This is a genomic window from Pseudomonas chlororaphis, from assembly GCA_001023535.1.
GTDB classification, from domain to species: Bacteria; Pseudomonadota; Gammaproteobacteria; order Pseudomonadales; family Pseudomonadaceae; genus Aquipseudomonas; species Aquipseudomonas chlororaphis_E.
Genome location: CP011020.1, coordinates 2,649,709 through 2,673,718, shown reverse-complemented (window position 1 = coordinate 2,673,718; position 24,010 = coordinate 2,649,709). Strand labels below are relative to the sequence as shown.

The 24,010-nt window shown below is 61.5% G+C and carries 24 protein-coding genes; 18 read left to right on the top strand and 6 right to left on the bottom strand.

Going from position 1 to position 24,010, the window contains the following annotated elements; genetic code table 11:
• Positions 1–200 precede the first annotated feature (200 nt).
• Positions 201–656, bottom strand: a complete 456-nt coding sequence (locus VM99_11770; protein AKJ98705.1) for a putatiave Zn-ribbon-containing RNA-binding protein — start codon at positions 654–656, stop codon at positions 201–203.
• 307 nt (positions 657–963) lie between these two features.
• Between VM99_11770 and secA the strand changes: the two genes are divergently transcribed.
• The 4 genes from secA (at position 964) to VM99_11750 (ending at position 6,730) form a co-directional block, all read left to right on the top strand.
• Positions 964–3,699, top strand: coding sequence for a preprotein translocase subunit SecA (gene secA, locus VM99_11765; protein AKJ98704.1), 2,736 nt, complete (start codon positions 964–966; stop codon positions 3,697–3,699).
• A gap of 103 nt (positions 3,700–3,802) precedes the next feature.
• Positions 3,803–5,020 carry an ornithine acetyltransferase gene (gene argJ, locus VM99_11760; protein ID AKJ98703.1) on the top strand — a complete coding sequence of 406 codons (1,218 nt, stop codon included), beginning with the start codon at positions 3,803–3,805 and terminating at the stop codon, positions 5,018–5,020.
• A gap of 136 nt (positions 5,021–5,156) precedes the next feature.
• The gene (locus tag VM99_11755) at positions 5,157–5,789 is read left to right on the top strand and encodes a glutathione S-transferase (GenBank protein ID AKJ98702.1); all 633 of its coding nucleotides are present in this window, start codon (positions 5,157–5,159) and stop codon (positions 5,787–5,789) included.
• The gene (locus tag VM99_11750; GenBank protein ID AKJ98701.1) at positions 5,786–6,730 is read left to right on the top strand and encodes a hypothetical protein; all 945 of its coding nucleotides are present in this window, start codon (positions 5,786–5,788) and stop codon (positions 6,728–6,730) included. The genes VM99_11755 and VM99_11750 overlap by 4 nt, the downstream gene beginning before the upstream one ends.
• A gap of 150 nt (positions 6,731–6,880) precedes the next feature.
• On the opposite strand, the gene VM99_11745 is transcribed toward VM99_11750, so the two are convergent.
• Genes VM99_11745 through VM99_11735 form a run of 3 tightly spaced genes read right to left on the bottom strand, consistent with a single transcriptional unit; the run spans position 6,881 to position 10,465 of the window.
• Complete coding sequence (locus VM99_11745) at positions 6,881–7,462, bottom strand: ATP--cobalamin adenosyltransferase (protein ID AKJ98700.1); 582 nt, start codon at positions 7,460–7,462, stop codon at positions 6,881–6,883.
• A 2-nt stretch (positions 7,463–7,464) separates the two neighbouring features.
• Positions 7,465–9,501 carry a histidine kinase gene (locus VM99_11740; protein ID AKJ98699.1) on the bottom strand — a complete coding sequence of 679 codons (2,037 nt, stop codon included), beginning with the start codon at positions 9,499–9,501 and terminating at the stop codon, positions 7,465–7,467.
• 46 nt (positions 9,502–9,547) lie between these two features.
• Positions 9,548–10,465 (bottom strand): 2-dehydropantoate 2-reductase, encoded by a 918-nt coding sequence (locus VM99_11735; protein AKJ98698.1) that lies wholly within the window; start codon positions 10,463–10,465, stop codon positions 9,548–9,550.
• 141 nt (positions 10,466–10,606) lie between these two features.
• Here VM99_11735 and VM99_11730 point away from each other — a divergent pair, with 141 nt between their 5' ends.
• Positions 10,607–11,092 (top strand): nucleotide-binding protein, encoded by a 486-nt coding sequence (locus VM99_11730; GenBank protein ID AKJ98697.1) that lies wholly within the window; start codon positions 10,607–10,609, stop codon positions 11,090–11,092.
• 144 nt (positions 11,093–11,236) lie between these two features.
• Positions 11,237–12,073, top strand: coding sequence for a mechanosensitive ion channel protein MscS (locus tag VM99_11725; GenBank protein ID AKJ98696.1), 837 nt, complete (start codon positions 11,237–11,239; stop codon positions 12,071–12,073).
• A 94-nt stretch (positions 12,074–12,167) separates the two neighbouring features.
• On the opposite strand, the gene VM99_11720 is transcribed toward VM99_11725, so the two are convergent.
• A complete protein-coding gene (locus VM99_11720; GenBank protein AKJ98695.1) occupies positions 12,168–13,514 on the bottom strand; it encodes a porin in 1,347 nt (448 codons plus the stop codon).
• A gap of 887 nt (positions 13,515–14,401) precedes the next feature.
• On the opposite strand from VM99_11720, the gene VM99_11715 reads away from it, so the two are divergent.
• Together VM99_11715 and VM99_11710 are read left to right on the top strand one after the other, a co-directional pair.
• Positions 14,402–14,827, top strand: a complete 426-nt coding sequence (locus tag VM99_11715; GenBank protein AKJ98694.1) for a histidine triad (HIT) protein — start codon at positions 14,402–14,404, stop codon at positions 14,825–14,827.
• A 4-nt stretch (positions 14,828–14,831) separates the two neighbouring features.
• Positions 14,832–15,038 carry a hypothetical protein gene (locus VM99_11710; GenBank protein ID AKJ98693.1) on the top strand — a complete coding sequence of 69 codons (207 nt, stop codon included), beginning with the start codon at positions 14,832–14,834 and terminating at the stop codon, positions 15,036–15,038.
• Positions 15,039–15,109: 71 nt separating this feature from the next.
• Here VM99_11710 and VM99_11705 read toward each other — a convergent pair whose 3' ends face one another.
• On the bottom strand, positions 15,110–15,715 hold the full coding sequence (locus VM99_11705; protein AKJ98692.1) for a cold-shock protein: 606 nt from the start codon (positions 15,713–15,715) through the stop codon (positions 15,110–15,112).
• 395 nt (positions 15,716–16,110) lie between these two features.
• Between VM99_11705 and VM99_11700 the strand changes: the two genes are divergently transcribed.
• From VM99_11700 to VM99_11655, 10 genes are all read left to right on the top strand, one after another.
• Positions 16,111–16,584, top strand: a complete 474-nt coding sequence (locus VM99_11700) for a ferritin (GenBank protein ID AKJ98691.1) — start codon at positions 16,111–16,113, stop codon at positions 16,582–16,584.
• Between the two features lie 220 nt (positions 16,585–16,804).
• Positions 16,805–17,149, top strand: coding sequence for a hypothetical protein (locus VM99_11695; protein ID AKJ98690.1), 345 nt, complete (start codon positions 16,805–16,807; stop codon positions 17,147–17,149).
• 140 nt (positions 17,150–17,289) lie between these two features.
• Positions 17,290–17,511 (top strand): FmdB family transcriptional regulator, encoded by a 222-nt coding sequence (locus VM99_11690; protein AKJ98689.1) that lies wholly within the window; start codon positions 17,290–17,292, stop codon positions 17,509–17,511.
• A 75-nt stretch (positions 17,512–17,586) separates the two neighbouring features.
• Positions 17,587–19,362, top strand: a complete 1,776-nt coding sequence (locus VM99_11685; protein AKJ98688.1) for an aspartyl-tRNA synthetase — start codon at positions 17,587–17,589, stop codon at positions 19,360–19,362.
• A 118-nt stretch (positions 19,363–19,480) separates the two neighbouring features.
• Positions 19,481–20,227, top strand: coding sequence for a hypothetical protein (locus VM99_11680; protein AKJ98687.1), 747 nt, complete (start codon positions 19,481–19,483; stop codon positions 20,225–20,227).
• A gap of 194 nt (positions 20,228–20,421) precedes the next feature.
• The gene (locus VM99_11675; protein ID AKJ98686.1) at positions 20,422–20,946 is read left to right on the top strand and encodes a crossover junction endodeoxyribonuclease RuvC; all 525 of its coding nucleotides are present in this window, start codon (positions 20,422–20,424) and stop codon (positions 20,944–20,946) included.
• A gap of 112 nt (positions 20,947–21,058) precedes the next feature.
• Positions 21,059–21,667 (top strand): ATP-dependent DNA helicase RuvA, encoded by a 609-nt coding sequence (locus VM99_11670; protein AKJ98685.1) that lies wholly within the window; start codon positions 21,059–21,061, stop codon positions 21,665–21,667.
• Complete coding sequence (gene ruvB, locus VM99_11665) at positions 21,668–22,729, top strand: ATP-dependent DNA helicase RuvB (GenBank protein ID AKJ98684.1); 1,062 nt, start codon at positions 21,668–21,670, stop codon at positions 22,727–22,729. It abuts the gene before it with no gap.
• A 127-nt stretch (positions 22,730–22,856) separates the two neighbouring features.
• Positions 22,857–23,324 (top strand): 4-hydroxybenzoyl-CoA thioesterase, encoded by a 468-nt coding sequence (locus VM99_11660; GenBank protein AKJ98683.1) that lies wholly within the window; start codon positions 22,857–22,859, stop codon positions 23,322–23,324.
• Positions 23,314–24,009: a protein tolQ gene (locus VM99_11655; GenBank protein AKJ98682.1), complete on the top strand. Its 696-nt coding sequence runs from the start codon at positions 23,314–23,316 to the stop codon at positions 24,007–24,009. Before VM99_11660 ends, VM99_11655 begins: the two co-directional genes overlap by 11 nt.
• Position 24,010: the final 1 nt, after the last annotated feature.

Sequence of the window (24,010 nt, the reverse complement as noted above, 5' to 3'; positions counted from 1 at the left end):
TTGCTCGACGCAATCCCTTGTGGGAGCGAGCTTGCTCGCGAAGGCGCTGGGTCAGCCACTTATTCTTAAATGACAGACCGCTTTCGCGGGCAAGCCCACTCCCACAGAAGAGCCGAGGTGAACACAATTTTTGTGGCCGCTGAAAACTCTTGTGGGAGCGAGCTTGCTCGCGAAGGCGATCGACTGGACGAAACAACGTCTCAAGTCTTGGGGCGCGCGTGCGCCGCCAGGCGCTCCAGCGCCGCCCGCAGGTTGGGATCGCTGATGCCCTCGGCCGTGGACTGGATGGTCGCGGCGGCATCCTGGGACAGGTCCAGCGTGTGCCCCTTGGCACCGACCTGCACGGTAGGCGGCTGGACCTTGAACTGGATCCGCACCAGGCCGGCGAACTCTTCGAACGCCTGCAACTGGCGCAGCAGGCGTTTTTGCTGGTAGCGCAGGCGCGTGGCCCAGTGGCCGTCGGTGACAATCAGCAACAAACTGCCTTCGCGCCAGGACGCCACGTGACAATGCTCGCGAGCGGCAGGTTGCAGTTGGCTGTCCAGCAGCCGCTGCAGGTGGCCCAGGCGCCTGGCATGGCCGAAGATGGCTTTCAGCGGCTTGGCTTCGCGCAGCAGGATGGCGGGCGCCTTGGCGGTAAGGGGGCGAAAGGCCATGAATGAATACCGCAAGTGACAGAGGCGCCATGGTAACAGAAAGCATCGCAGGCGCCTGGGCCCGGTGGTCCGGGGCGTTTTACCTGAGCAATCAACGCTTAACTTCTGCGTTTTGTGGGTTGAAGTTCGCGCAAAAGCCCTTATTTTAAGCAAGCCCCGTCACAGCGCTGTGCCAGCATCGTGGAATAACGCCACTTTCCTCTCCATCGTTTCCGGGTAGAATGCTCGTTCGCATGCGGCCATGAGGGCTGCACGGGCGACTCACGGGGCCGCCCTCCATCCCTTTAGTGTGGAAGATCCTGCCGATATGTTTGCGCCTTTGTTAAAGAAACTCTTTGGAAGCAAGAACGAGCGTGAAGTCAAGCGCATGCTCAAGACGGTACAGACTGTCAATGCCTTCGAAGAGCAAATGGTGGCCCTTTCGGACGATCAGTTACGCGCCAAGACTGCCGAATTCAAGGACCGCATCGCCAAGGGAGAAACCCTCGACCAGCTCCTGCCCGAAGCCTTTGCGGTTGCCCGCGAAGCCGGTAAGCGGGTCATGGGCATGCGTCACTTCGACGTCCAGTTGATCGGCGGCATGACCTTGCACGAAGGCAAGATCGCCGAAATGCGCACCGGTGAGGGCAAGACCCTCGTGGCAACCCTGGGCGTCTACCTCAACGCATTGTCCGGCAAGGGCGTGCACGTGGTGACGGTCAACGACTACCTGGCCCGCCGCGACGCCAACTGGATGCGTCCGCTCTATGAGTTCCTCGGCCTGACCGTCGGCGTCGTCACGCCGTTCCAGCCGCCGGAAGAGAAGCGTGCCGCCTACGCCGCCGATATCACCTACGGCACCAACAACGAATTCGGTTTCGATTACCTGCGCGACAACATGGCGTTCAGCATGGAAGAAAAATTCCAGCGTGAACTCAATTTCGCCGTGATCGACGAAGTCGACTCCATCCTCATCGACGAAGCCCGTACCCCGCTGATCATTTCCGGTCAGGCCGAGGACAGCTCCAAGCTGTACACCGAGATCAACAAACTGATCCCGCAGCTCAAGTTGCACGTCGAGGAGGTCGAGGGCCAGGTCACCCAGGCCGGTCACTACACCATCGACGAGAAGACCCGCCAGGTCGAACTCAACGAAGCCGGTCACCAGTTCATCGAAGACATGCTGACCCGCGTCGGCTTGCTGGCCGAGGGCGAGAGCCTGTACTCGGCGCATAACCTGGGCCTGCTGACCCACGTCTATGCCGGCCTGCGCGCCCACAAGCTGTTCCATCGCAATGTCGAATACATCGTGCAGGACGGCCAGGTCGTGCTGGTGGACGAGCACACCGGCCGTACCATGCCGGGCCGTCGCCTGTCCGAGGGCCTGCACCAGGCCATCGAAGCCAAGGAAGGCCTGAACATCCAGGCCGAGAGCCAGACCCTGGCCTCGACCACCTTCCAGAACTACTTCCGCCTGTACAACAAGCTGTCCGGCATGACCGGTACCGCTGACACCGAAGCGTTCGAGTTCCACCAGATCTACGGCCTGCAAGTGGTGGTGATCCCGACCAACAAGCCGCTGGCCCGTAAGGACTACAACGACCTGGTGTTCCTGACCGCCGAAGAGAAGTACGCGGCGATCATCAACGACATCAAGGAAGGCATGGCCCAGGGCCGTCCTATCCTGGTGGGTACCGCCACCATCGAGACGTCCGAGCACATGTCCGCCTTGCTGAACAAGGAAGGCATCGAGCACAAGGTCCTCAACGCCAAGTTCCACGAGAAGGAAGCCGAGATCATTGCCCAGGCCGGTCGCCCAGGTGCATTGACCATCGCCACCAACATGGCCGGTCGGGGTACCGACATCCTGCTGGGCGGCAACTGGGAAGTGGAAGTCGCCTCCTTGGAAAACCCGACCCCCGAGCAGATCGCGCAGATCAAGGCCGACTGGCAGAAGCGTCACCAGCAGGTGCTCGAGTCCGGTGGCTTGCAGGTGATCGCCTCCGAGCGTCACGAGTCGCGCCGTATCGACAACCAACTGCGTGGCCGTGCCGGTCGCCAGGGTGACGCCGGCTCCAGCCGTTTCTACCTGTCTCTGGAAGACAGCCTGATGCGCATCTTCGCCTCTGATCGGGTGAAGAACTTCATGAAGGCCCTGGGCATGCAGCCGGGCGAGGCGATCGAGCACCGCATGGTGACCAACGCCATCGAGAAGGCCCAGCGCAAGGTCGAAGGCCGCAACTTCGATATCCGCAAGCAATTGCTGGAGTTCGACGACGTCAACAACGAGCAGCGCAAAGTGATCTATCACATGCGTAACAGCTTGTTGGCCGCCGACAACATCGGTGACACCATCGCCGATTTCCGCCAGGAAGTGCTCAACGCGACCGTCAGCGCCCACATCCCGCCGCAATCGCTGCCGGAGCAGTGGGACATCGCTGGCCTGGAAGCGGCCTTGCGCAGTGACTTCGGCGTGTCGTTGCCGATCCAGCAGTGGCTCGACGAAGACGATCACCTGTACGAAGAGACCCTGCGCGAGAAGCTGCTCGCCGAACTGATCGCCGCGTACAACGAGAAGGAAGACCAGGCCGGTGCCGAAGCGCTGCGCTCCTTCGAGAAGCAGATCGTGCTGCGGGTCCTGGACGACTTGTGGAAAGACCACCTGTCGACCATGGACCACCTGCGCCACGGCATCCATTTGCGCGGTTACGCCCAGAAGAACCCGAAGCAGGAGTACAAGCGCGAGTCCTATACGCTGTTCTCCGACCTGCTGGATTCGATCAAGCGCGACTCGATCCGTGTGCTGTCCCACGTTCAAGTCCGCCGCGAAGACCCGGCCGAGGAAGAGGCGCGCCTGCGTCAGGAAGCCGAGGCCCTGGCCGCGCGCATGCAGTTCGAACACGCCGAAGCCCCTGGCCTGGACGTTGTCGCCGAAGAGGGCGTCGACGTGGATGTTGCCCTGGCGACCGCGCCAGTGCGCAACGAGCAGAAGCTGGGCCGTAACGAACTGTGCTACTGCGGTTCGGGCAAAAAATACAAGCATTGTCACGGGCAGATCCAGTAACACCCGTTTCCAACGCTGAACGACCCGCGCCGCGACCGGTTTCCGACCGTCGCGGCGTTTTGCCATTTGATTCAGACATACATTTTATTTAAGGAGCGCATTCATGGCTGTTGGTCTTGGTCCGTTGCCAACGTTGCACCCGGTTGCCGGTTTTGAACTCGGTATCGCTTCGGCGGGCATCAAGCGTCCCGGGCGCAAGGATGTCGTGGTGATGCGTTGCGCCGAGGGCTCGACGGTTGCCGGTGTCTTCACCCTCAACGCCTTCTGCGCCGCTCCGGTCATCCTGGCCAAGCAACGCGTGCAGGGGCCGGTGCGCTACCTGTTGACCAACACCGGCAATGCCAACGCCGGTACCGGCGCGCCAGGCCTGGCTGCCGCCGAGCGTACCTGCGCCAAGCTGGCGGAGTTGACGGGCGTGGACGCCAGCCAGGTGCTGCCGTATTCCACCGGTGTGATCGGCGAGCCGCTGCCGGTCGAGAAGATCGAAGGCGCGCTGCAGGCCGCCCTCGATGACCTGTCGGAAAACAACTGGGCCGCTGCCGCCACCGGCATCATGACCACCGACACCCTGCCCAAGGGCGCGAGCCGCCAGTTCGAGCATGACGGCGTGACCGTCACCGTGACGGGCATCAGCAAGGGCGCCGGCATGATTCGCCCGAACATGGCGACCATGCTCGGCTACATCGCCACCGACGCCAATGTCTCCCGGCAAGTGCTGCAAGACCTGATGCTCGACGGCGCCAACAAGTCGTTCAACCGCATCACCATCGACGGTGACACGTCCACCAACGATTGCTGCATGCTGATCGCCACCGGCAAGGCCAACCTGCCGCCGATCACTGAAGCCAGCGGCCCGCTGTTCGCCGCGCTCAAGCAAGCCGTGTTCGAGGTGTGCATGGAAGTGGCCCAGGCCATTGTCCGTGACGGCGAAGGCGCGACCAAGTTCGTGACCGTGCAGGTCAATGGCGGTGGCAATCACCAGGAGTGCCTGGATGTTGGCTACACCGTGGCCCACTCGCCGCTGATCAAGACCGCGCTGTTCGCGTCCGACCCGAACTGGGGCCGGATCCTCGCCGCCGTCGGCCGTGCCGGCGTGCCAGACCTGGATGTGAGCAAGATCGACGTGTTCCTCGGCGACGTCTGCATCGCCAGCCAGGGCGCTCGTGCCGCGAGCTACACCGAGGCCCAGGGGGCGGCGGTGATGCAGCAGGAAGAGATCACCATCCGTATCGAGTTGGGCCGTGGTGAGTGCAGCGAGACGATCTGGACCACCGACCTGTCCCACGAGTATGTGAAGATCAACGCCGAGTACCGGACTTAACATCGAGCCGTCCTCTTCGCGAGCGAGCCCGCTCCCACAGGCGTTTACGGGATGCCGTTGTGGGAGCGGGCTTGCTCGCGAAGGCGGCCTGATAGACAACAGCCAATTTCTGTACCCCTAAGAACGGATTCCAGACATGAGCCTGCACCTGATCATCGGCGACAAGAAAATCTCTTCCTGGTCCCTGCGTGCCTGGTTGGCGTTGACGCTGACTGGCGCGAAGTACACTGAAGAACTGGTCAGGCTCTATCAACCCGACACGCGGCAGAAGCTGCTCAAGTATTCGGCCACCGCCAAGGTCCCGCTGCTCAAGACCGAATCGGGCGTCATTGCCGATTCCCTGGCGATCGCCGAGTACCTGGCCGAGCAGTTCCCCGAGGCGGGCCTCTGGCCCAGGGATGTAGCGGCCCGGGCCCAGGCGCGGTCGGCATGTGCGCAAATGCACAGCGGTTTCTTCGCCCTTCGCACCCACATGCCGTTTGACCTGGCCCATGATGCGCCGTTGTCGCCCATGCCGGCCGATGTCCAGGCGGAAATCGAACGGATGCTGGCGCTGTGGGCCGAATGCCGGGCTGCGGCGACCGACGCCGGGCCTTACCTGTTCGGCACCTTGGGCCTGGCGGATGCGTTTTTCCTGCCGGTTGCCGTGCGCCTGCGCACCTACCAGGTGGAACTGCCGGCGATCGATGCGGCCTATGTTGAAACCCTTTACCAATGGCCGGCCTTCAAGACCTGGCAACAGGCCGGCCTGGAGGAAGCAGCGCGGTGAAACGAGTACACGTAGCGGCGGCGGTCATTCGCGACGCCGACGGCAGGATCCTGATCGCCCGTCGGGCCGACACCCAGCACCAGGGTGGCCTGTGGGAGTTTCCCGGCGGCAAGGTCGAGGCGGATGAGTCCGTCGAGGCGGCCCTGGCCCGGGAGCTTCATGAAGAGCTGGGCATTGTGGTCGGCGCCGCCCGGCCGCTGATCAAGGTGCGCCACGATTACCCGGACAAACAGGTGTTGCTGGACGTCTGGGAAGTCTCGGCGTTCACCGGCGAACCCCACGGTGCCGAAGGACAGCCATTGGCCTGGGTGACGGCACGCGAGCTGACGGGCTATGAATTTCCGGCGGCCAATCAGCCGATCGTGGCCGCCGCCCGTTTGCCTGGCGAATACCTGATCACCCCCGATGGCCTGGAAACACCGGCCTTGTTGCGCGGCCTGCAGAAGGCGATTGCCGGTGGGGTCAAGCTGGTCCAGCTGCGCGCGCCCAACGGCTACGATCCGCAGTACCGCGACCTGGCGGTGGATGCGGTGGGGCTGTGCGCCGGCAAGGCGCAATTGATGCTCAAGGGCCCGTTCGAATGGCTGGGGGATTTCCCGTCCGCTGGCTGGCACATCACCGCCGCGCAGTTGCGCAAGCATGCGGCGGCCGGTCGTCCGTTCGGCAAGGATCGCTGGCTGGCGGCTTCCTGCCATAACGCCGAGGAGTTGTCCCTGGCGCAGCAGATGGACGTGGACTTCGTGACGCTCTCGCCTGTCCAGCCGACCCAGACCCACCCCGAGGCCCAGCCGTTGGGTTGGGACGAGGCGGCCCGGCTGATCGAGGGCTTCAACAAGCCGGTCTATCTGTTGGGTGGGGTAGGGCCCGCTGAACGGCGGCAGGCCTGGGAGGCTGGGGCTCAGGGTGTGGCGGGGATTCGGGCGTTCTGGCCTGGGGCATGATTTTTGTGGTGGGGCTGCTGGCCCCTTCGCGGGCAAGCCCGCTCCCACATTGGATCTGCGTCAGACATAAAGTCAGAGGGCACAACCGATCACCTTGTGGGAGCGGGCTTGCCCGCGAAGGCGGCCTGACCGGCGATACATCTCTTTTGATCACCCCCCAGGCTTGGCCGCCGCCTCCCACAGCACCTCTGCTATCCCTTGCCGCCGGGCGATGATTCGCGCCGCCACGAACAACAGGTCCGACAACCGATTGATATAAGCCAGCCCCGGCCCCGCCAGCGGTTCCACGGCGTTCAACTGCTGGCAACGACGCTCGGCACCGCGGGCCAGGCTGCGACAGATGTGGGCCTGGGCAATCAGCGTCGAGCCACCGGGCAGGATGAAGTTTTCCAACGGTCCCAATTCCTCGTTCCAGACATCGATCGCCGTTTCCAGTCGCTCGACTTCTGCCGCATTCAACGCCTGATAGGCCGGCATCGCCAGTTCGCCGCCCAGGTCGAACAGCCGGTGCTGACAGGGTGCCAGCACGTCACTGACTTCCTTCAGCGCCGGGTAGTGCGTGGTTTCGGCGGCAAGTCCAGCCAATAGCAACCCCAGTTGGCTGTTCAGGGTATCCACTTCGCCGATGGCCTCGACCCGTGGGTGGTCCTTCGCCACGCGGCGACCATCGCCCAACCCGGTTTCACCGGTGTCGCCGGTGCGGGTGTAAATCTTCGACAGGCGAAAGCCCATGCTCAGCGCTCCAGTTGTATGTTTTCCTGCTGGGTGAGGGACGTGCCGGCCAAGGGCAGGCGCAAGGTGAAGCAGGTGCCCTGGCCCGGTGCCGATTGCACTTCCATCTGGCCCTTGTGGTTGTTGGTGATGATGAAGTACGACACGGATAGCCCAAGGCCCGTGCCCTGGCCGATTTCCTTGGTGGTGAAAAACGGCTCGAAGGTGCGCTTGCGCACGTTCTCACTCATGCCGATGCCGTTGTCCTCGACCTGGATCTCGGCCCACGGCGGGTTCAGCCGCGTGCGCAGGATGATACGCCCCGGCTCGCTGTCGTCCTGGCGTTGGTGGATCGCCTGGGCGGCGTTTTTCAACAGGTTGAGCAGCACCTGTTCCAGCTCGTTGGCGGTGCCGGGGACCGGGCCCAGGTTCGGGTCGAACTGACGGATGATCGCCTGGCCCTTGAAGTCGAAACCGATCGCCAGGTCGAAGTCGTTGCCGGCGATTTCCACTGCCTGGTCGATCAGCGCGGGCAGGTCGCAAGGCGCCATCTGCCGCGTGCTGCGGCGGCTGAAACTGAGCATGTGGGTGACGATCTTCGCGGCCCGGGCGCCGGCCTGCTGGATGCCGTCCAGCAACTGCGGGATCTCCCGGCCTTCCAGGTAGCGATTGACCACCTGCAGCTCGATGCCCAGTTGCTCGGCCTGTTCGAGGTTCTTCGGCAGGTCCGGCGACAGGCGTCGGCGGATGTTCTGCACATTGTGCAGGATCGCCCCCAAGGGGTTGTTGATTTCGTGGGCCATGCCCGCCGCGAGGCCGCCGACCGAGAGCATCTTCTCCGATTGCACCATCATTTCCTCCAGCGACAGGCGCTGGGTGATGTCGTCGATGCGGATCACCACCCCGCGGCCGGCGCCGCCCATCAGCGGATAGAAGGTCAGGGCGTAGTGGCGAGCCTCGTCGTCCTTGGTCCAGGTGACGCGTTCGATCTTGGCCACGGTGTGCTGCTCGACGGTCTGCTTGAGTTGGGGCAGGTAGGGCTTGAGCGGTTCGAAGGCGAGGAAGATCGGCTGGTTCAGGGCTTCATCCAGGCGCGTGCCGGAAAGGGCGCTGGCCTCCTGGTTCCACTGGGTGACGTAGAGCTGTTCGTCGAGGGCGATCAGCGCCGACGGCATGGAGTCGATGATGCTGTTGAGGTAGTTCTGGAAGCCGGTGAGCTTCTTCTCGATCTTGCTGCGCACCTGGACTTCCAGCTCCAGCTTGCGGTTGGTGTGACGAGTTTCTTCCGCCAGGCCCTGGGCCTGGTCGTAGGCGGCCTGGGAATCGTCCCGGGCGCGCTTGAGTTGTTGCTCCCGGGCTTCGATCCGCGACAGCATGGTGTTGAACGCCTCGGCCAGGCTGCCGATTTCATCGTGGTTGCCCCTGGCGGCGCGCAGGGCATAGTTTTCCTCGCGGGTGACCTGGCGTGACAGCTCTTCGAGTTGGTGGATCGGCTGGGTAATCAGGCGCTTGATCTGCTGGGCGATGACCAGCCACAGCAGCACGCTGAAGATCAGGATGCCCAGGCTGGCGGTCAGCGTGCCGGTGTAGAACGCGGTCGGCAGTTCGCTGCTGGCCACCAGGAGCAGATGGCCGGGCTCCATGCCGGGACGGGGCAGGGTGATGACCTGGTTGCTGCGAAACTCACCGGCCTGCCAGGCCTGCATCTTGCGAAAGTGGTCCGGCAGCTTGAGCTTTTCGCCTTGTTGCAGTTGTGCCAGGCGTTCGCCCTGGCCGTCGTACAGGGCCGCCGCCCGAAGCGGTGCGTAGCTGTTGAGTTCGTCGAGCAGGCGCTTGGCGCTCTGCGGCGACTGCACGGCATCGGAGATCAGGCTCGGGTTTGCCACCAGCCGGCCAATGGTCTGCAAGGCCTGGGGCGCCATGCTCTCCTGGGAGATGTAGTAGGCGGCACTGATAAAGGTCAGGTTGGCCACCAGCAGGACAGTGGTCAATAACACCAACAGGGCGGCCAGCAGCTTCTGGCCGACCGGGAGGTTCTCAAGGCGCTGGCGCAATGGCATCAGACTGGTCGCTAAAAAGGAACACGAGGGCCAGCGTAGCCGCTGCTCAGTCGCTGGGCAATCCGAGGTTGTCCAAGTGGACAATCAGTCGCTGGCGCAGTTGTTCCAGGTGCGGTACCGCCAACCGGTGCCGCTGGGCCACCTTGCAGGCGTGGCCGAGCAGGTAGCTGATCTCGGTGCGGCGCCGGTTACTGACATCCTGGTACATCGAGGAGTAGTTGGTAGCGGTGGCCTGGATCACCCGCTCGACCTCCGGTTGCAGGTCTTCGGCGGCGGCGGGCTGGCCGCAGTGTTCGAGCAGATCGGTGAGTTCCGCGCACAGGGTGGCGACTTCGCAGTGGTGGCTTTGCAAGCCGCCGTTCTTGCAGTGGTGCAGCACCGTCAGTGGATTGATCGCACAGTTGAGCGCCAGTTTGCGCCAGAGGCGGGTGAGGATATCGGCGCTCCATTCGTGGGGAATGCCTGCGGCCACCAGGTCGTCCAGCCAGAACGGGGCCACCGGGTGCGCCGGATCGCCGAGCCAGGTGTAGCCATGGCCGGCGAACACCACGCGCCAGTCACCGTCGCGAAACGCCCCTTCGGTACTGGAGGCACTGATGCAACGGGCCAGGGGCACGCGGTTGGCCACTGCGTCCTGGCTGCCGAGGCCGTTCTGCAGCAGGATCAGTTCCGAGTCGGCATCCAGGCGGTGGGTCACCGAGCTGACGGCGGCCTCGGCGTCATAGGCCTTGCAGGCCAGCAACAGGCGCTTGATCGGCTCGTGGTGGTCCGCCGTTTCGCCGGGGACCGGGTAACACTGCGCCTGGCCCTGTTCCACCAGCGTCAGCCCGCCGGCGGCTTGATAGGCTTGCAGGCGGTCTGCATTGCGCAGTACCAACCTCACTGGCAGGCCGGCCCGGGCCAGGCGCGCGGCCCACAACGTGCCGAGGCTGCCGGCCCCCAGGACATGCCAGGTGGTGGGCATCAGTTTTTTACTCGGTTTGTCGCAGGCATCCGGGAGCTCGCAGTGTCAGTGGGGAAAGACCCGTTATAATGAGCCCGATTTTAACCACAAGCCAAGCGCGCGCCTTTGTTACCGGCGCGCCTTTTTATTGGAGAACACTACATGCCGTCATTCGACGTGGTATCCGAACTGGACAAACACGAAGTCACCAACGCCGTTGAAAACGCCGTCAAGGAACTCGACCGTCGCTATGACCTCAAGGGCAAGGGCAGTTTCGAGTTCAAGGAAAAGGACCTGACCGTCAACCTGACCGCCGAAGCCGATTTCCAGCTCGAGGCGATGATCGAGATCCTCAAGCTCGCGCTGGTCAAGCGCAAGATCGACGTACAGTGCCTCGAGGTCAAGGACGCTTTCGCCTCGGGCAAGCTGATGAAGCAGGAAGCCGTGCTCAAGGAAGGCATCGACAAGGAACTGGCGAAGAAGATCGTTGCCCACATCAAGGACGCCAAGCTCAAGGTTCAGGCCGCCATCCAGGGCGAGCAGGTGCGGGTGACCGGCAAGAAACGTGACGACTTGCAAGAGGCCATTGCGGCACTGCGCGGCAAGGAATTCGGCATGCCGTTGCAATTCAACAACTTCCGCGACTGATATTTCAGTCGCTTGGAGACCCTGTGGCGAGGGCGCTCGCTCCCGCTGGCTGCTTAGCAGCCCCTTATCGGTGAGCGCTACGCACCCAAGCGCGAGCATCCTCCCTCACCACAATGCCGCGTGTAACAGGAAAAGGAGACAACGATGGACTTGAACGCTGAAGTGGACCACCTGGTCAAGGCTTCCCAGGCCTGGATCCCGATGATCATGGAGTACGGCAGCCGGGTGCTGCTGGCGATCATCACCCTGGCCATCGGCTGGTGGCTGATCAACAAGGTCACGCAGAAACTGGGCGCGCTGTTGGCCCTGCGCAACGCGGACCTGGCGCTGCAAGGGTTTATCAGCACCCTGGCGAACATCATTCTGAAAGTGCTGCTGATCGTCAGCGTGGCGTCGATGATCGGCGTGGAAACCACCTCGTTCGTCGCGGCCATCGGTGCGGCCGGCCTGGCGATTGGCCTGGCATTGCAGGGCAGCCTGGCGAATTTCGCCGGTGGCGTGCTGATCCTGCTGTTCCGCCCGTTCCGCATCGGTGACTGGATCGAGGCCCAGGGCGTTGCCGGTACGGTCGATGCGATCCAGATCTTCCACACCGTACTGCGCACCGGCGACAACAAGACGGTCATCGTGCCCAACGGCAACCTGTCGAACGGCATCATCACCAATACCAACCGCCAGCCGACCCGCAAAGTGGTATTCGACGTGGGTGTGGATTACCAGGCGGATCTGCAGAAGGCCCGGCAGGTGTTGCTGGACCTGGCGAAGGATGAGCGCGTGTTGGCTGATCCGGCGCCTGAAGCAGTGATTTCCACCTTGGGTGACAGTTCGATCACAGTGTCGTTGCGGATCTGGGTGAAGACGGCCGATTACTGGAGCGTGATGTTCATGTTGAATGAACAGGCTCGGGACCGGTTGAAGGATGCGGGGATCGATATTCCGTTCCCACAACGTGTGATTCGGGTGGTTCAGGAGTCTGTTTGACCTGTTGGTCAGACTATTCATGAATAGCCAGCAATGAAAAAGGCCCATCCGAAGATGGGCCTTTTTTTGATTACCGCGAACTAACTTTCGGCAATTACAGAACCGAGATCGGGTAGTCGACGATCAGGCGGAACTCGTTGATATCGCCCTCAGCCTGGTCGGTGTTGGCGCGGTGCCATGCTTGACGAACGCGGAACGACAGGTCCTTGGCAGGGCCGCTCTGAACCACGTACTTGGCTTCGACGTTGGTTTCGTGATGCTTGCCATCTTCACCATAGCCGTATTGGTTGTATGGGCTGGAGGCATCCATCTTGGTACCGTCGATATCCCAGCCTTTAACGTAACGGGCCATGAAGCTCAGGCCTGGTACGCCGTACTCAGCCATCTTCAGGTCGTAACGAACCTGAGCAGACTTCTCGTTAGGGGCGTTGAAGTCAGAGTACTGGATGGAGTTGGCGAGGAAGATCGAGTCGCCGCCACGGTTGTTGTCACCCACACCGACGTAGTCGAATGGAGTGTCGCCGTCCACTTTCTGGAAGGCCACGGTAACGGTGTGCGCTTTCAGGAACGAATACGCAGCTGCCAGCGAGAACGTGGTGTTGCTGATATCACCCGCTCTGGCGCTACCGGTATCGACGGTGCGGTAGATGTTACCATCCAGATTGAGCGACTGGTCGTTACCCATAGGGATGGTGTAGTTCACGTTGGCGTAGTACTGGTCCCAAATATCTTCGAATTTGGAGCCGTAGAGCGAAACGCTCAGATCGTCGGAGATGCCGTATTTGCCACCAACGTAATCCATGGTCTTGCCGGTAACGGCAATGCTGTCGCCGGATGCGTATGTAGCGTGCAGCTCACCGTCACTGTTCATCTCGTCCTGGCTGGAGGCCGAGTAGAAGTGACCTGCTTCCAGATCCAGGTTCTTGATTTCGCTGCTTTGCAGTTGGAAACCGGTAGCGGTTTGAGGCAACAGGCGGGAACCGCCGACAGCGAACACTGGGGAGGTGCTAGGCTGCATTTGACCGAATTTCAGTTCGGTTTTGGAGATACGCAGCTTGACGGCTGCACCGGCCTTACCAAAGTCGTCTTCGTTGTGGCCTTGGGAGTTGCGGCTCATGTTGCCCGAACCTGCCGTGCCGTCGCCGCCGTCCAGTTTGATGCCCAGATAACCGAATGCATCAACACCGACCCCTACCGTGCCTTGGGTGTAACCGGAGCTGAAGTTGCCCCAGAAACCCTGAGTCCAGTCTTTCTGGTCGTTTGAACCGTTTTTGCGGTCACGGTTGAAGTAATAGTTGCGCAGCAGCAAGTCGAACTTGGCGTCTTCGACAAAGCCCTTGGCTTCAGCTTGGTCACTTACGAAAGGTGCGGCCGTAGCCATTTGAGTACTGGCTGCTGCAGCAACGGCCAGTGCGATCATGCTCCACTTCATCACGCGCATCGTGATTTGCTCCTTTGGTTTTAGAAGAGTACTGCCGTCCCACCTGTTTTATTATCTGGGCGGCTCTTTCTTTTTGTGTCGGCGCAAACTTATATCACGCCGACCCTATTGGCGATACTTGCCCATACAACCTTTCAGCTTCTTTACGACCGTGTCGCCAATGGCTCGATCCATGTCGTATTTCGGCTGAACCAACGCAATCGGATTCACAACTTCTAAGGTTGTTTTTTCTCTCCGGCATTGGTGTAAAGAGTCCGTCATTACCGCGCTTGAAGCTCCTGAGGGCAGCCTTGCCACTTTAATTTATAGGTCTGCGGGTTTTCGCTTCCGGCGAAGCCCTTGGACGATGTGCGGATGAATGCAACAAGCATGCACAAACCCGAATTTCGTTTACATTTTTTTCACATTCTACCGGTTGACGCGGTGAAACCTCATGAAACCGGGCTCCAAAGGCCTTGTTTTAAATAGGGTTGACGGCTGCGCGGCCCTCGTGTTGAACGTCTTGAAACGGTGCGCGACAACCAAAAACGTTACCGGTTCACCCCATCGAGTGAGTAAATCCCGGATGCTTCGTGCACTGAGCGTAGACCCACTGTGCTGTTTTGGTGCAAAAAATTTTCAAGCTGTACGAAAATCTGACAGCTCCGGTGCATTTGCCAGGCCCTGGGACGCTGCTGTCGGACTGCACCCTGGACCCTGCGCCGTGTTGGTGCAACGCCCGCCCTCGTTCATACCGGTTCTTGAAAGAGCGGTGAACAAAAAGGCGATGCAGGCGTGTCGAACGAGTGCCCCGTGAACCCTCCGGCATTCGCAGGTATGCTGCCGGTCTGTGTCCGGCGCGGCCTGTGCCCGGAAACCGGACCGATCAACCATCAGGAGTGCGCGCGGTGTTTGCCTTAGATCCACGACTGCAACAAGACACATTGCCGATCGGCGATTTCCCGCTGTGTCGGTTGCTCTTGTCCAATGATTCCAACTATCCGTGGTTCATACTCGTACCGCGGCGGGAAAATATCAGCGAATTATTTCAATTGGATGACATGGACCAGCAGCAACTGTGGAAAGAAACCACGGCCCTGGCCGAAACGCTCAAGGACTCGTTCGACGCCGATAAGCTGAACGTCGCGACGTTGGGTAACGTTGTCAGTCAATTGCACATGCATGTCATCGTGCGCAAACGCGATGATGCCGCGTGGCCGGCACCGGTCTGGGGCAAACACCCGGCACAGCCTTATAATGACGTGCAAGTGAAGGCCATTCGCGAACGCTTGCGCGTGGCATTGACCGATGATTTCAAGTTTCTGGAGGGCTGAAACCATGAACCTTGAAGACCGTGTAACCGATCTGGAAAGTCGCCTGGCGTTTCAGGATGACACCATCCAGGCATTGAATGATGTGTTGGTGGAGCAGCAGCGCGTGGTCGAGCGGCTGCAGTTGCAGATGGCGGCGTTGCTCAAGCGCCAGGAAGAGATGGCTGGGCAGTTCGAATCCTTCGAAGAAGAGGCACCGCCTCCTCATTACTGACCGGCACCGAGTGCCAGGCCCAAAAAAAACCGCGAGCAGCGAGGCTGCATCGCGGTTTTTTTACGGCAGTATCAGCGGCGCGGCAGCGCAGCGATCACGTCTTCGGCCTGCAGGCCCTTGTCGCGGTTCATCACGGAAAACTCTACGCGCTGGCCTTCCACCAGGACGCGATGGCCTTCGCCACGGATGGCCCGGAAATGCACGAAAATGTCATCGCCGGAATCGCGGGAGATAAAGCCGAAGCCTTTGGAAGTGTTGAACCACTTCACGGTGCCGGTATCGCGGTTGGACATGTCGTAGTTCTGCGAGGCAGCAGCGGGCGACGACTTCTTGTAGAAGCTGACGCCCAGGTGCACGGCCACGGCCAGCAACGCACAGCCAAGGCTGAACGCAATGGCCGGTTGGCCGGCGATTTCCGGCATGGGGGCCAGCAACGCCAGGGTTTGCAGGGCGACGGCCAGTACCAGCAGGACGCTGACGAGGTTTTGCAGTTGATGACGGGGGCCTTTATTCCAGTAAGGAATGACGGGCGCGAGGGTCAGGTTGAGCAGGCCGAAAAAGGCCAGGTACAGTGCATCGGGATGTTGCAGGTAAGGTGTGGCTTCGGAACCCAGGCTAGGGATGAAGGACAGCAGCAAGGCAGCTGCGCCCATTAGCAAGTGGACGATTTTCAACATTTTAATTGGCTCACGGTTAAGACAGATCACAAGGAAGAGCGGGTCGAGGACGGTTCGCTTCGGAAAAATGGAGAGGCGTTGGACACGTATTCGAACCAGCCTATGCGCCACGTCCTGGAAAATAGGCGTAGCGACACACTGCCTATTTAACAGTAAAGCCTTGGCCTTCTCAAACGCGTCGCGGACCCATACCGCGCTGTTCGTCGGCCAGCCACCCGGTGGACGCTTGCAGGGGCCAGGCGAGCGCCGTTGAAGGGGCCCGTGTGTCGGAACCGCCCGGCGTCCCGGCTTGTCGGTTCAGGAGGGCCGGCGATCTGTCGCAGGCTGCCGGCGGCAAAAACCACTACAGTGGAGGAGCCGCTGTCTCATTCATCACCGTCAGGAGATCAATCAACATGGCCATTGATATCGGTATCAGTGAAGAAGACCGCAAGTCCATCGTCGACGGGCTTTCACGCCTGCTTTCGGACACTTATGTGCTCTACCTCAAGACCCACAATTTCCACTGGAACGTCACCGGGCCGATGTTTCGCACCCTGCACCTGATGTTCGAGGAGCAATACAACGAACTGGCGCTGGCGGTGGACCTGATCGCCGAGCGCATCCGTGCCCTCGGTTTCCCGGCGCCGGGTGCCTACTCGGTGTACGCGCGCTTGTCTTCCATCAAGGAAGAAGAGGGCGTGCCCGGTGCCGAGGATATGATCCGGCAACTGGTGGAAGGGCAGGAAGCGGTGACGCGTACCGCCCGTGGCATCTTTCCCCTCCTGGACAAGGTCAGCGACGAGCCCACCGCCGATCTGCTGACCCAGCGCATGCAGGTTCATGAAAAGACCGCATGGATGCTGCGCTCGCTGTTGGAAGATAAATAAGCCTGGCAGGGCTGCCGAGCCCTTGCTCTCCGGGAGCAGGGCGCCGGGATTTGTAGGCAGCGGGTAGGACGGCGTAATTCGTCGCCTGCCGGCTGTCGGCTTGTCCTACGTCGATGGCCATAAAGTCGTCTGGATCTGCCGATGCCGTTGAGCTTCCAATAAGCGCCACAGGTGGAGTGTTCCACCTGAAAGGTTCGTCTGGCAAAGGAGTGTCAACGGTATGATTCAAGGAAAAGAACCCGGCGAGGGCGCGCGCGGGCGCTGTCAGCCCATCCACGTCGATCCGTTCGTCAGGGGCTTCGACATGCAATTGGCTCGGCCCTGGGCCCGGTCCATCCGCCTGAATGGCTTTGCCACGTGTCTGCGTCTGGAGCAGGTCTATTGGGATATCCTCGCCGACATGGCCCGGCTCAACCGCTGTTCCATCAGCACCTTGCTGTCCCATGTGGACCGGGAGGTGCACTTGCGCCATGGTGGCGTGCGCAATTTCAGTGGCCTGGTGCGCGTGGTCTGCGTTGTGCACAGTCTGAAGGAAACCGGGCTGGAGGTCGTCGGACGGCACTGAGGCCCAGGCCAGTGCTTGAAACGGGCCGGGAGCGGCCTGTGCGGTCTTACGGCTGCACAGGCTGCATTTAATGGATATAATCTCGCCCTTTGCCGCAAAGCCCGCCTTTGCGCGAGTAACCTGATCGCCGAGACAACCCCATGCCGATGTACGACTATCAATGTGCTTCCTGTGGTCATCAGATGGAAGTCATTCAAAAGATCAGCGAGGCACCGCTGGTCGACTGCCCTGCCTGCCAGGCGCCAGAACTGAAAAAGATGCTGTCCATGCCTGGTTTCCGCCTCGGCGGTACGGGCTGGTATGAAACCGACTTCAAAACCGGCGCCAAGAAGAACCTGGCCGGTGGCGACAAAGCAGACTGAGTTGAATACGCGCGAGTTCTTGCATGGGCAGGGCCTCCAACCGAATGTCGAATTACGAGAAGTGAAACCACTACCATGATGCGCAGCCATTATTGCGGCCAACTGAACGAAAGCCTGGAAGGTCAGGAAGTTACTCTTTGCGGATGGGTTCATCGTCGCCGTGACCATGGCGGGGTGATTTTCCTCGATATCCGTGATCGTGAAGGCCTGGCCCAGGTGGTGTTCGATCCGGACCGCGCTGAAACCTTCGCCACCGCCGACCGCGTGCGCAGCGAATACGTGGTCAAGATCACCGGCAAGGTGCGCCTGCGTCCGGCCGGTGCTGGCAACGCCAACATGGCGTCCGGCATGATCGAAGTGCTGGGCCACGAGCTGGAAGTGCTCAACGAAGCGGAAACCCCACCGTTCCCGCTCAACGAATTTTCCGACGTGGGCGAAGAAACCCGCCTGCGCTACCGCTTCATCGACCTGCGCCGTCCGGAAATGGCCGAGAAGCTGCGCCTGCGTTCGCGCATGACCACCAGCATCCGTCGCTACCTGGACGAGAACGGTTTCCTCGACGTCGAGACGCCGATCCTGACCCGCGCCACGCCGGAAGGCGCCCGCGACTACCTGGTGCCGAGCCGCACCCACCCCGGCAGCTTCTTTGCCCTGCCGCAATCGCCGCAGTTGTTCAAGCAACTGCTGATGGTGGCCGGCTTCGACCGCTACTACCAGATCGCCAAGTGCTTCCGCGACGAAGACCTGCGTGCCGACCGTCAGCCTGAGTTCACTCAGATCGACATCGAGACCAGCTTCCTCGACGAAAAAGACATCATGGGCCTGACCGAAGGCATGATCCGCAACCTGTTCAAGGAAGTGCTGGGTCTGGAATTCGGCGACTTCCCGCACATGACCTGGGACGAGGCTATGCGCCGCTACGGTTCCGACAAGCCGGACCTGCGTATCCCGCTGGAACTGGTGGACGTGGCCGACCAGCTCAAGGACGTCGAATTCAAGGTCTTCAGCGGGCCGGCCAACGATCCGAAGTGCCGCGTTGCCGCCCTGCGCGTGCCGGGCGCCGCGAGCATGCCGCGCAGCAAGATCGACGACTACACCAAGTTCGTCGGCATCTACGGTGCTAAGGGCCTGGCGTACATCAAGGTCAACGAGCGCGCCAAGGGCGTCGAAGGCCTGCAATCGCCGATCGTCAAGAACATCCCTGAGGCCAACCTGAACGTGATCCTCGATCGCGTTGGCGCGGTCGATGGCGACATCGTGTTCTTCGGCGCCGACAAGGCCAAGATCGTCAGCGAAGCCCTGGGCGCATTGCGCATCAAGGTCGGTCACGATCTTGAGCTGCTGACCAGCGAGTGGGCGCCGCTGTGGGTCGTTGACTTCCCGATGTTCGAAGAAAACGAAGATGGCAGCTTCACCGCGCTGCATCACCCGTTCACCGCGCCGAAATGCACCCCGCAGGAGTTGGAGGCCAACCCGGCTACTGCGCTGTCGCGTGCCTACGACATGGTCCTGAACGGCACCGAGCTGGGTGGCGGTTCGATCCGTATCCACCGCAAGGAAATGCAACAGGCGGTGTTCCGCCTGCTGGGCATCGACGAAGCGGAACAGGAAGAGAAGTTCGGCTTCCTGCTCGACGCCCTGAAGTTCGGCGCACCGCCTCACGGTGGCCTGGCCTTCGGCCTGGATCGCCTGGTGATGCTGATGACCGGCGCCCAGTCGATCCGTGAAGTGATCGCTTTCCCGAAAACCCAGAGCGCGGCCGATGTCATGACCCAGGCTCCGGGTGTGGTGGATGCCAAGGCACTGCGCGAGCTGCACATCCGTCTGCGTGAACAGCCCAAGGCTGAGTAAGGCTGACACCTGAAGGCGCATCTTCGGATGCGCCTTTTCGTTGGTGTCGATATTTCTGCTTGCCTGCCGCTGCATCGGTGCAGGGCGGGCAACGTTTCAAGAAAAACCGGAGCGAGTTATGGCAGGTCATTCCAAGTGGGCGAACATCAAGCACCGCAAAGAACGTCAGGATGCCAAGAGGGGCAAGATCTTCACCAAGTGGATCCGTGAGCTGACGGTCGCGGCCCGCCAGGGTGGCGGCGATCCGGGTTCCAATCCGCGCCTGCGCCTGGCCCTGGACAAGGCACTGGGTGCCAACATGAGCCGCGACATCATCGACCGGGCCATCGCCCGTGGCGCCGGTGCGACCGAGGCCGACAACGTTGAAGAACTGACCTACGAAGGTTATGGCCCAGGCGGCGTGGCGGTCATGGTCGAATGCATGACCGACAACCGTAACCGTACCGCGGCGGCCGTGCGTCACGCCTTCAGCAAATGCGGTGGCAACCTGGGCACCGACGGTTCGGTGGCATACCTGTTCGAGCGCAAGGGGCAGATCAGCTTCGCGCCGGGCCTGGATGAAGACGCCTTGACCGAAGCCGCCCTGGAAGCCGACGCCGACGACGTGGTCAGCCATGAAGACGGATCGTTCGACGTGTTCACCTCGTTCGCCAGCTTCTATGCCGTGCGCAATGCCCTGGAAGCGGCCGGGTTCAAGCCGGCCGACGCGGAAATCGTCATGCAGCCGACCACCAGCGCCGAGCTGGACCTGGACGGCGCCGAGAAAGTGCTCAAGCTGATCGACATGCTCGAAGACCTGGATGACGTGCAGAATGTCTATTCCAATGCTGACATTCCAGAGTCGGTGGCAGAGCAACTGGGCTGACAGGTGTAATGCTGCTCACTTAAGGTTTGTTTGAAACCATTGTGGCGAGGGAGCTTGCTCCCGCTGGAGTGCGAAGCGCTCCCAAAAAAGGTCTGCTACGCAGCCCAGCGGGAGTAAGCTCTCTCGCCACGGGTTCACTGCAGGCCTTTGATGAGTTGTACCTTCTTGCCATCGCACTTTTTTTCGCAGGCGTTATGACTTTAATCCTTGGCATCGACCCCGGTTCACGCATCACCGGCTACGGCGTGGTTCGTGATACCGGGCGTGGCTGCGTGTACGTGGCTTCCGGTTGTATCCGCACGGGGGCGGGCGAGTTGCACGAGCGCCTGCAGATTGTTTATCGCGGCGTGCGGGAGGTCATCCAGACCTACGGGCCGGTCACCATGGGCATCGAAAAAGTGTTCATGGCCCGTAACGCCGATTCGGCCCTGAAGCTGGGCCAGGCCCGGGGCGCGGCCATTGTTGCCGGTGCCGAGGAAAGCCTGGAAATCGCCGAATACACCGCTACCCAGGTCAAGCAGGCGGTCGTCGGAACGGGCGCGGCGAACAAGGAACAGGTGCAAATGATGGTGATGCACCTGTTGAAACTGGTCAGCAAGCCGCAGATCGACGCCTCCGACGCCCTGGCCATCGCCATTTGCCATGCGCATACCCGCTCCAGCCTGCTGCCGCACGGCTTGGGCACTGCACGCAGTCGTGGCGGGCGCCTGCGTCTCTGATAGCATCAGCGCACTCATTCGTGAACCCGGGTAGGGTGCGCCGCGTCGTCGGCCCTTATGCCGGGCCGTTATTCGCCAGCCCACGGCTGGCCAACGCCCAAGGATCTGAAACGTGATTGGACGCTTGCGCGGCACCCTGGCTGAAAAACAGCCGCCGCACCTGATTCTGGATGTGAACGGGCTCGGTTATGAGCTCGAAGTGCCCATGACCACGCTGTATCGCCTGCCGTCGGTCGGCGAGCCGCTGACACTGCACACCCATTTGGTCGTGCGCGAGGATGCGCAGTTACTCTATGGCTTCATTGGCAAGCGCGAACGGGATTTCTTCCGTGAGCTGATCCGCCTCAATGGCGTCGGCCCGAAGTTGGCCCTGGCCTTGATGTCGAGCCTGGAGGTCGATGAACTGGTGCGCTGCGTGCAGTCCCAGGACACCTCGGCACTGACCAAGGTGCCCGGGGTTGGCAAGAAGACCGCCGAGCGCCTGCTGGTGGAACTCAAGGACCGCTTCAAGGCCTGGGAAACGGTGCCGGCCATGTTCGCCCTGGTGCCAAACCAGCCGGACGCGCCGGCCCCGGCGGTCAGCGCCGAGAACGATGCGGTTACCGCGCTGATTTCCCTGGGTTACAAGCCGCAGGAAGCCAGCAAGGCGATTTCCGCCATCAAGGAAAAAGGCCTGAGCACTGAAGACATGATCCGCCGTGCCCTGAAGGGAATGATCTAAGTGATTGAAGCTGACCGTCTGATCGCCGCCACGGGTGCGCCCCGTGACCGCGAGGAAATCCAGGACCGCGCGATTCGCCCCGTCAGCCTGGCCGACTACATTGGCCAACCGACCGTGCGCGAGCAGATGGAGTTGTTCATCCAGGCGGCCCGTGGGCGCAGCGAGTCGCTGGACCACACCTTGATCTTCGGCCCGCCGGGCCTGGGCAAGACCACCCTGGCCAACATCATTGCCCAGGAAATGGGTGTGTCGATCAAGAGTACCTCGGGGCCGGTTCTCGAGCGGCCGGGCGACCTGGCGGCGTTGCTGACCAATCTCGAACCCCATGACGTATTGTTCATCGACGAAATCCACCGTCTGTCGCCGATCGTCGAAGAAGTGCTGTACCCGGCCATGGAAGATTTCCAGCTCGACATCATGATCGGCGAAGGTCCGGCGGCGCGTTCCATCAAGCTGGATTTGCCGCCGTTCACCCTGGTGGGGGCGACCACCCGGGCCGGCATGCTGACCAACCCGCTGCGGGACCGTTTCGGCATCGTCCAGCGCCTGGAGTTCTACAGCAATGCCGACCTGGCGACGATTGTCAGCCGCTCGGCGGGCATCCTCGGATTGCCGCTGGACCCGGACGGCGCGTACGAAGTCGCCCGTCGGGCGCGAGGCACGCCGCGGATCGCCAATCGACTGCTGAGGCGGGTCCGGGACTTTGCCGAGGTCCGTGCCAAGGGCCACATCACCAAGCCGATTGCCGACCTGGCGTTGAACCTGCTGGACATTGACGAGCGTGGCTTCGACCATCAGGACCGGCGTTTGCTCCTGACCATGATCGAGAAGTTCGACGGTGGCCCGGTGGGCGTCGACAGCCTGGCCGCCGCCATCAGCGAAGAGCGTCACACCATCGAGGATGTGCTGGAGCCGTACCTGATCCAGCAGGGCTACATCATGCGTACCCCCCGCGGGCGCGTGGTAACCCGCCATGCTTACCTGCACTTTGGCTTAAACATCCCGACACGAATGGGCGAGATGCCGGTAGTAGACGAATTCCTCGATGCCGTGGACGATTGAACGCGCTCGATAGGCTGACTTTTTTCCGGCTCGTGCTGTCCCAGACGACGTCTGGAGCGTCAATGCATTCGAGAATGAAAAAACAGTTGCCTGGCCGATTGGCAACCTGAGGAGTAAGCACTAGAGTATGCGCGCGCAAAACGGGCTGGAGTCGTTCGCACATCGCTGTCGCGTTTATTACGAGGACACCGATGCCGGCGGCATCGTTTACTACGTCAATTACCTCAAGTTTATGGAACGGGCTCGAACCGAACGGCTGCGGGAACTGGGTTTCGCCCAATCCGCGCTGGCAGGGGAGGACCTGTTATTCGTCGTGCATTCCAGCGAAGCGCGCTACCACGCGCCGGCGCGACTGGACGACGAGCTGGTGGTAAGTGCCGATGTCATCGAGTTGAACCGTGTCAGCCTGCGCTTCAAGCAGCAGGTCAGGCGGGCTACGGATAATGTGCTGCTCTGTGAAGGGCAGTTCCTGGTGGCCTGTGTGCGCACCCATAGTTTGAAACCCCGGGCCATTCCCGAAGCTCTACGTGCGGCCTTTGCCGGCGTGAGCGGCGCGGGTACACACTCAGAGCAGGAGATAAAGCGTGGAAGCTAACGTCGTCGACCATACCTCCATGTGGAGCCTGGTCAGCAATGCCAGCGTCGTGGTGCAACTGGTAATGCTGACCCTGGTAGCCGCATCGGTGACCTCATGGATCATGATTTTTCAGCGCAGCAACCTGCTGCGCGCCGGTCGCCGAGCCCTGGAGAGCTTTGAAGAGCGCTTCTGGTCGGGCATCGACCTGTCCAAGCTGTACCGCCAGGCGGGCAGCAACCCGGACCCGGACTCGGGCGTCGAGCAGATCTTTCGCGCCGGCTTCAAGGAGTTCTCCCGCTTGCGCCAGCAGCCGGGCGTCGACCCTGAAGCGGTGATGGAAGGCGTGGCCCGTGCCATGCGCGTGGCCATTTCCCGCGAGGAAGAGAAGCTCGAGCAGAGCCTGCCGTTCCTCGCCACCGTCGGTTCGGTCAGCCCGTACATCGGTCTGTTCGGCACCGTGTGGGGGATCATGAACTCCTTCCGTGGCCTGGCATCGGCCCAGCAAGCGACCCTGGCCACCGTGGCCCCGGGCATCGCCGAGGCCCTGGTTGCCACCGCCATCGGCCTGTTCGCGGCCATCCCGGCCGTCATTGCCTATAACCGCTTCGCTGCCCGCAGCGAAACGCTGATCGGCCGTTACTACACCTTCGCCGATGAGTTCCAGGCGATCCTGCACCGCAAAGTGCACACCAGCGAAGAATAAG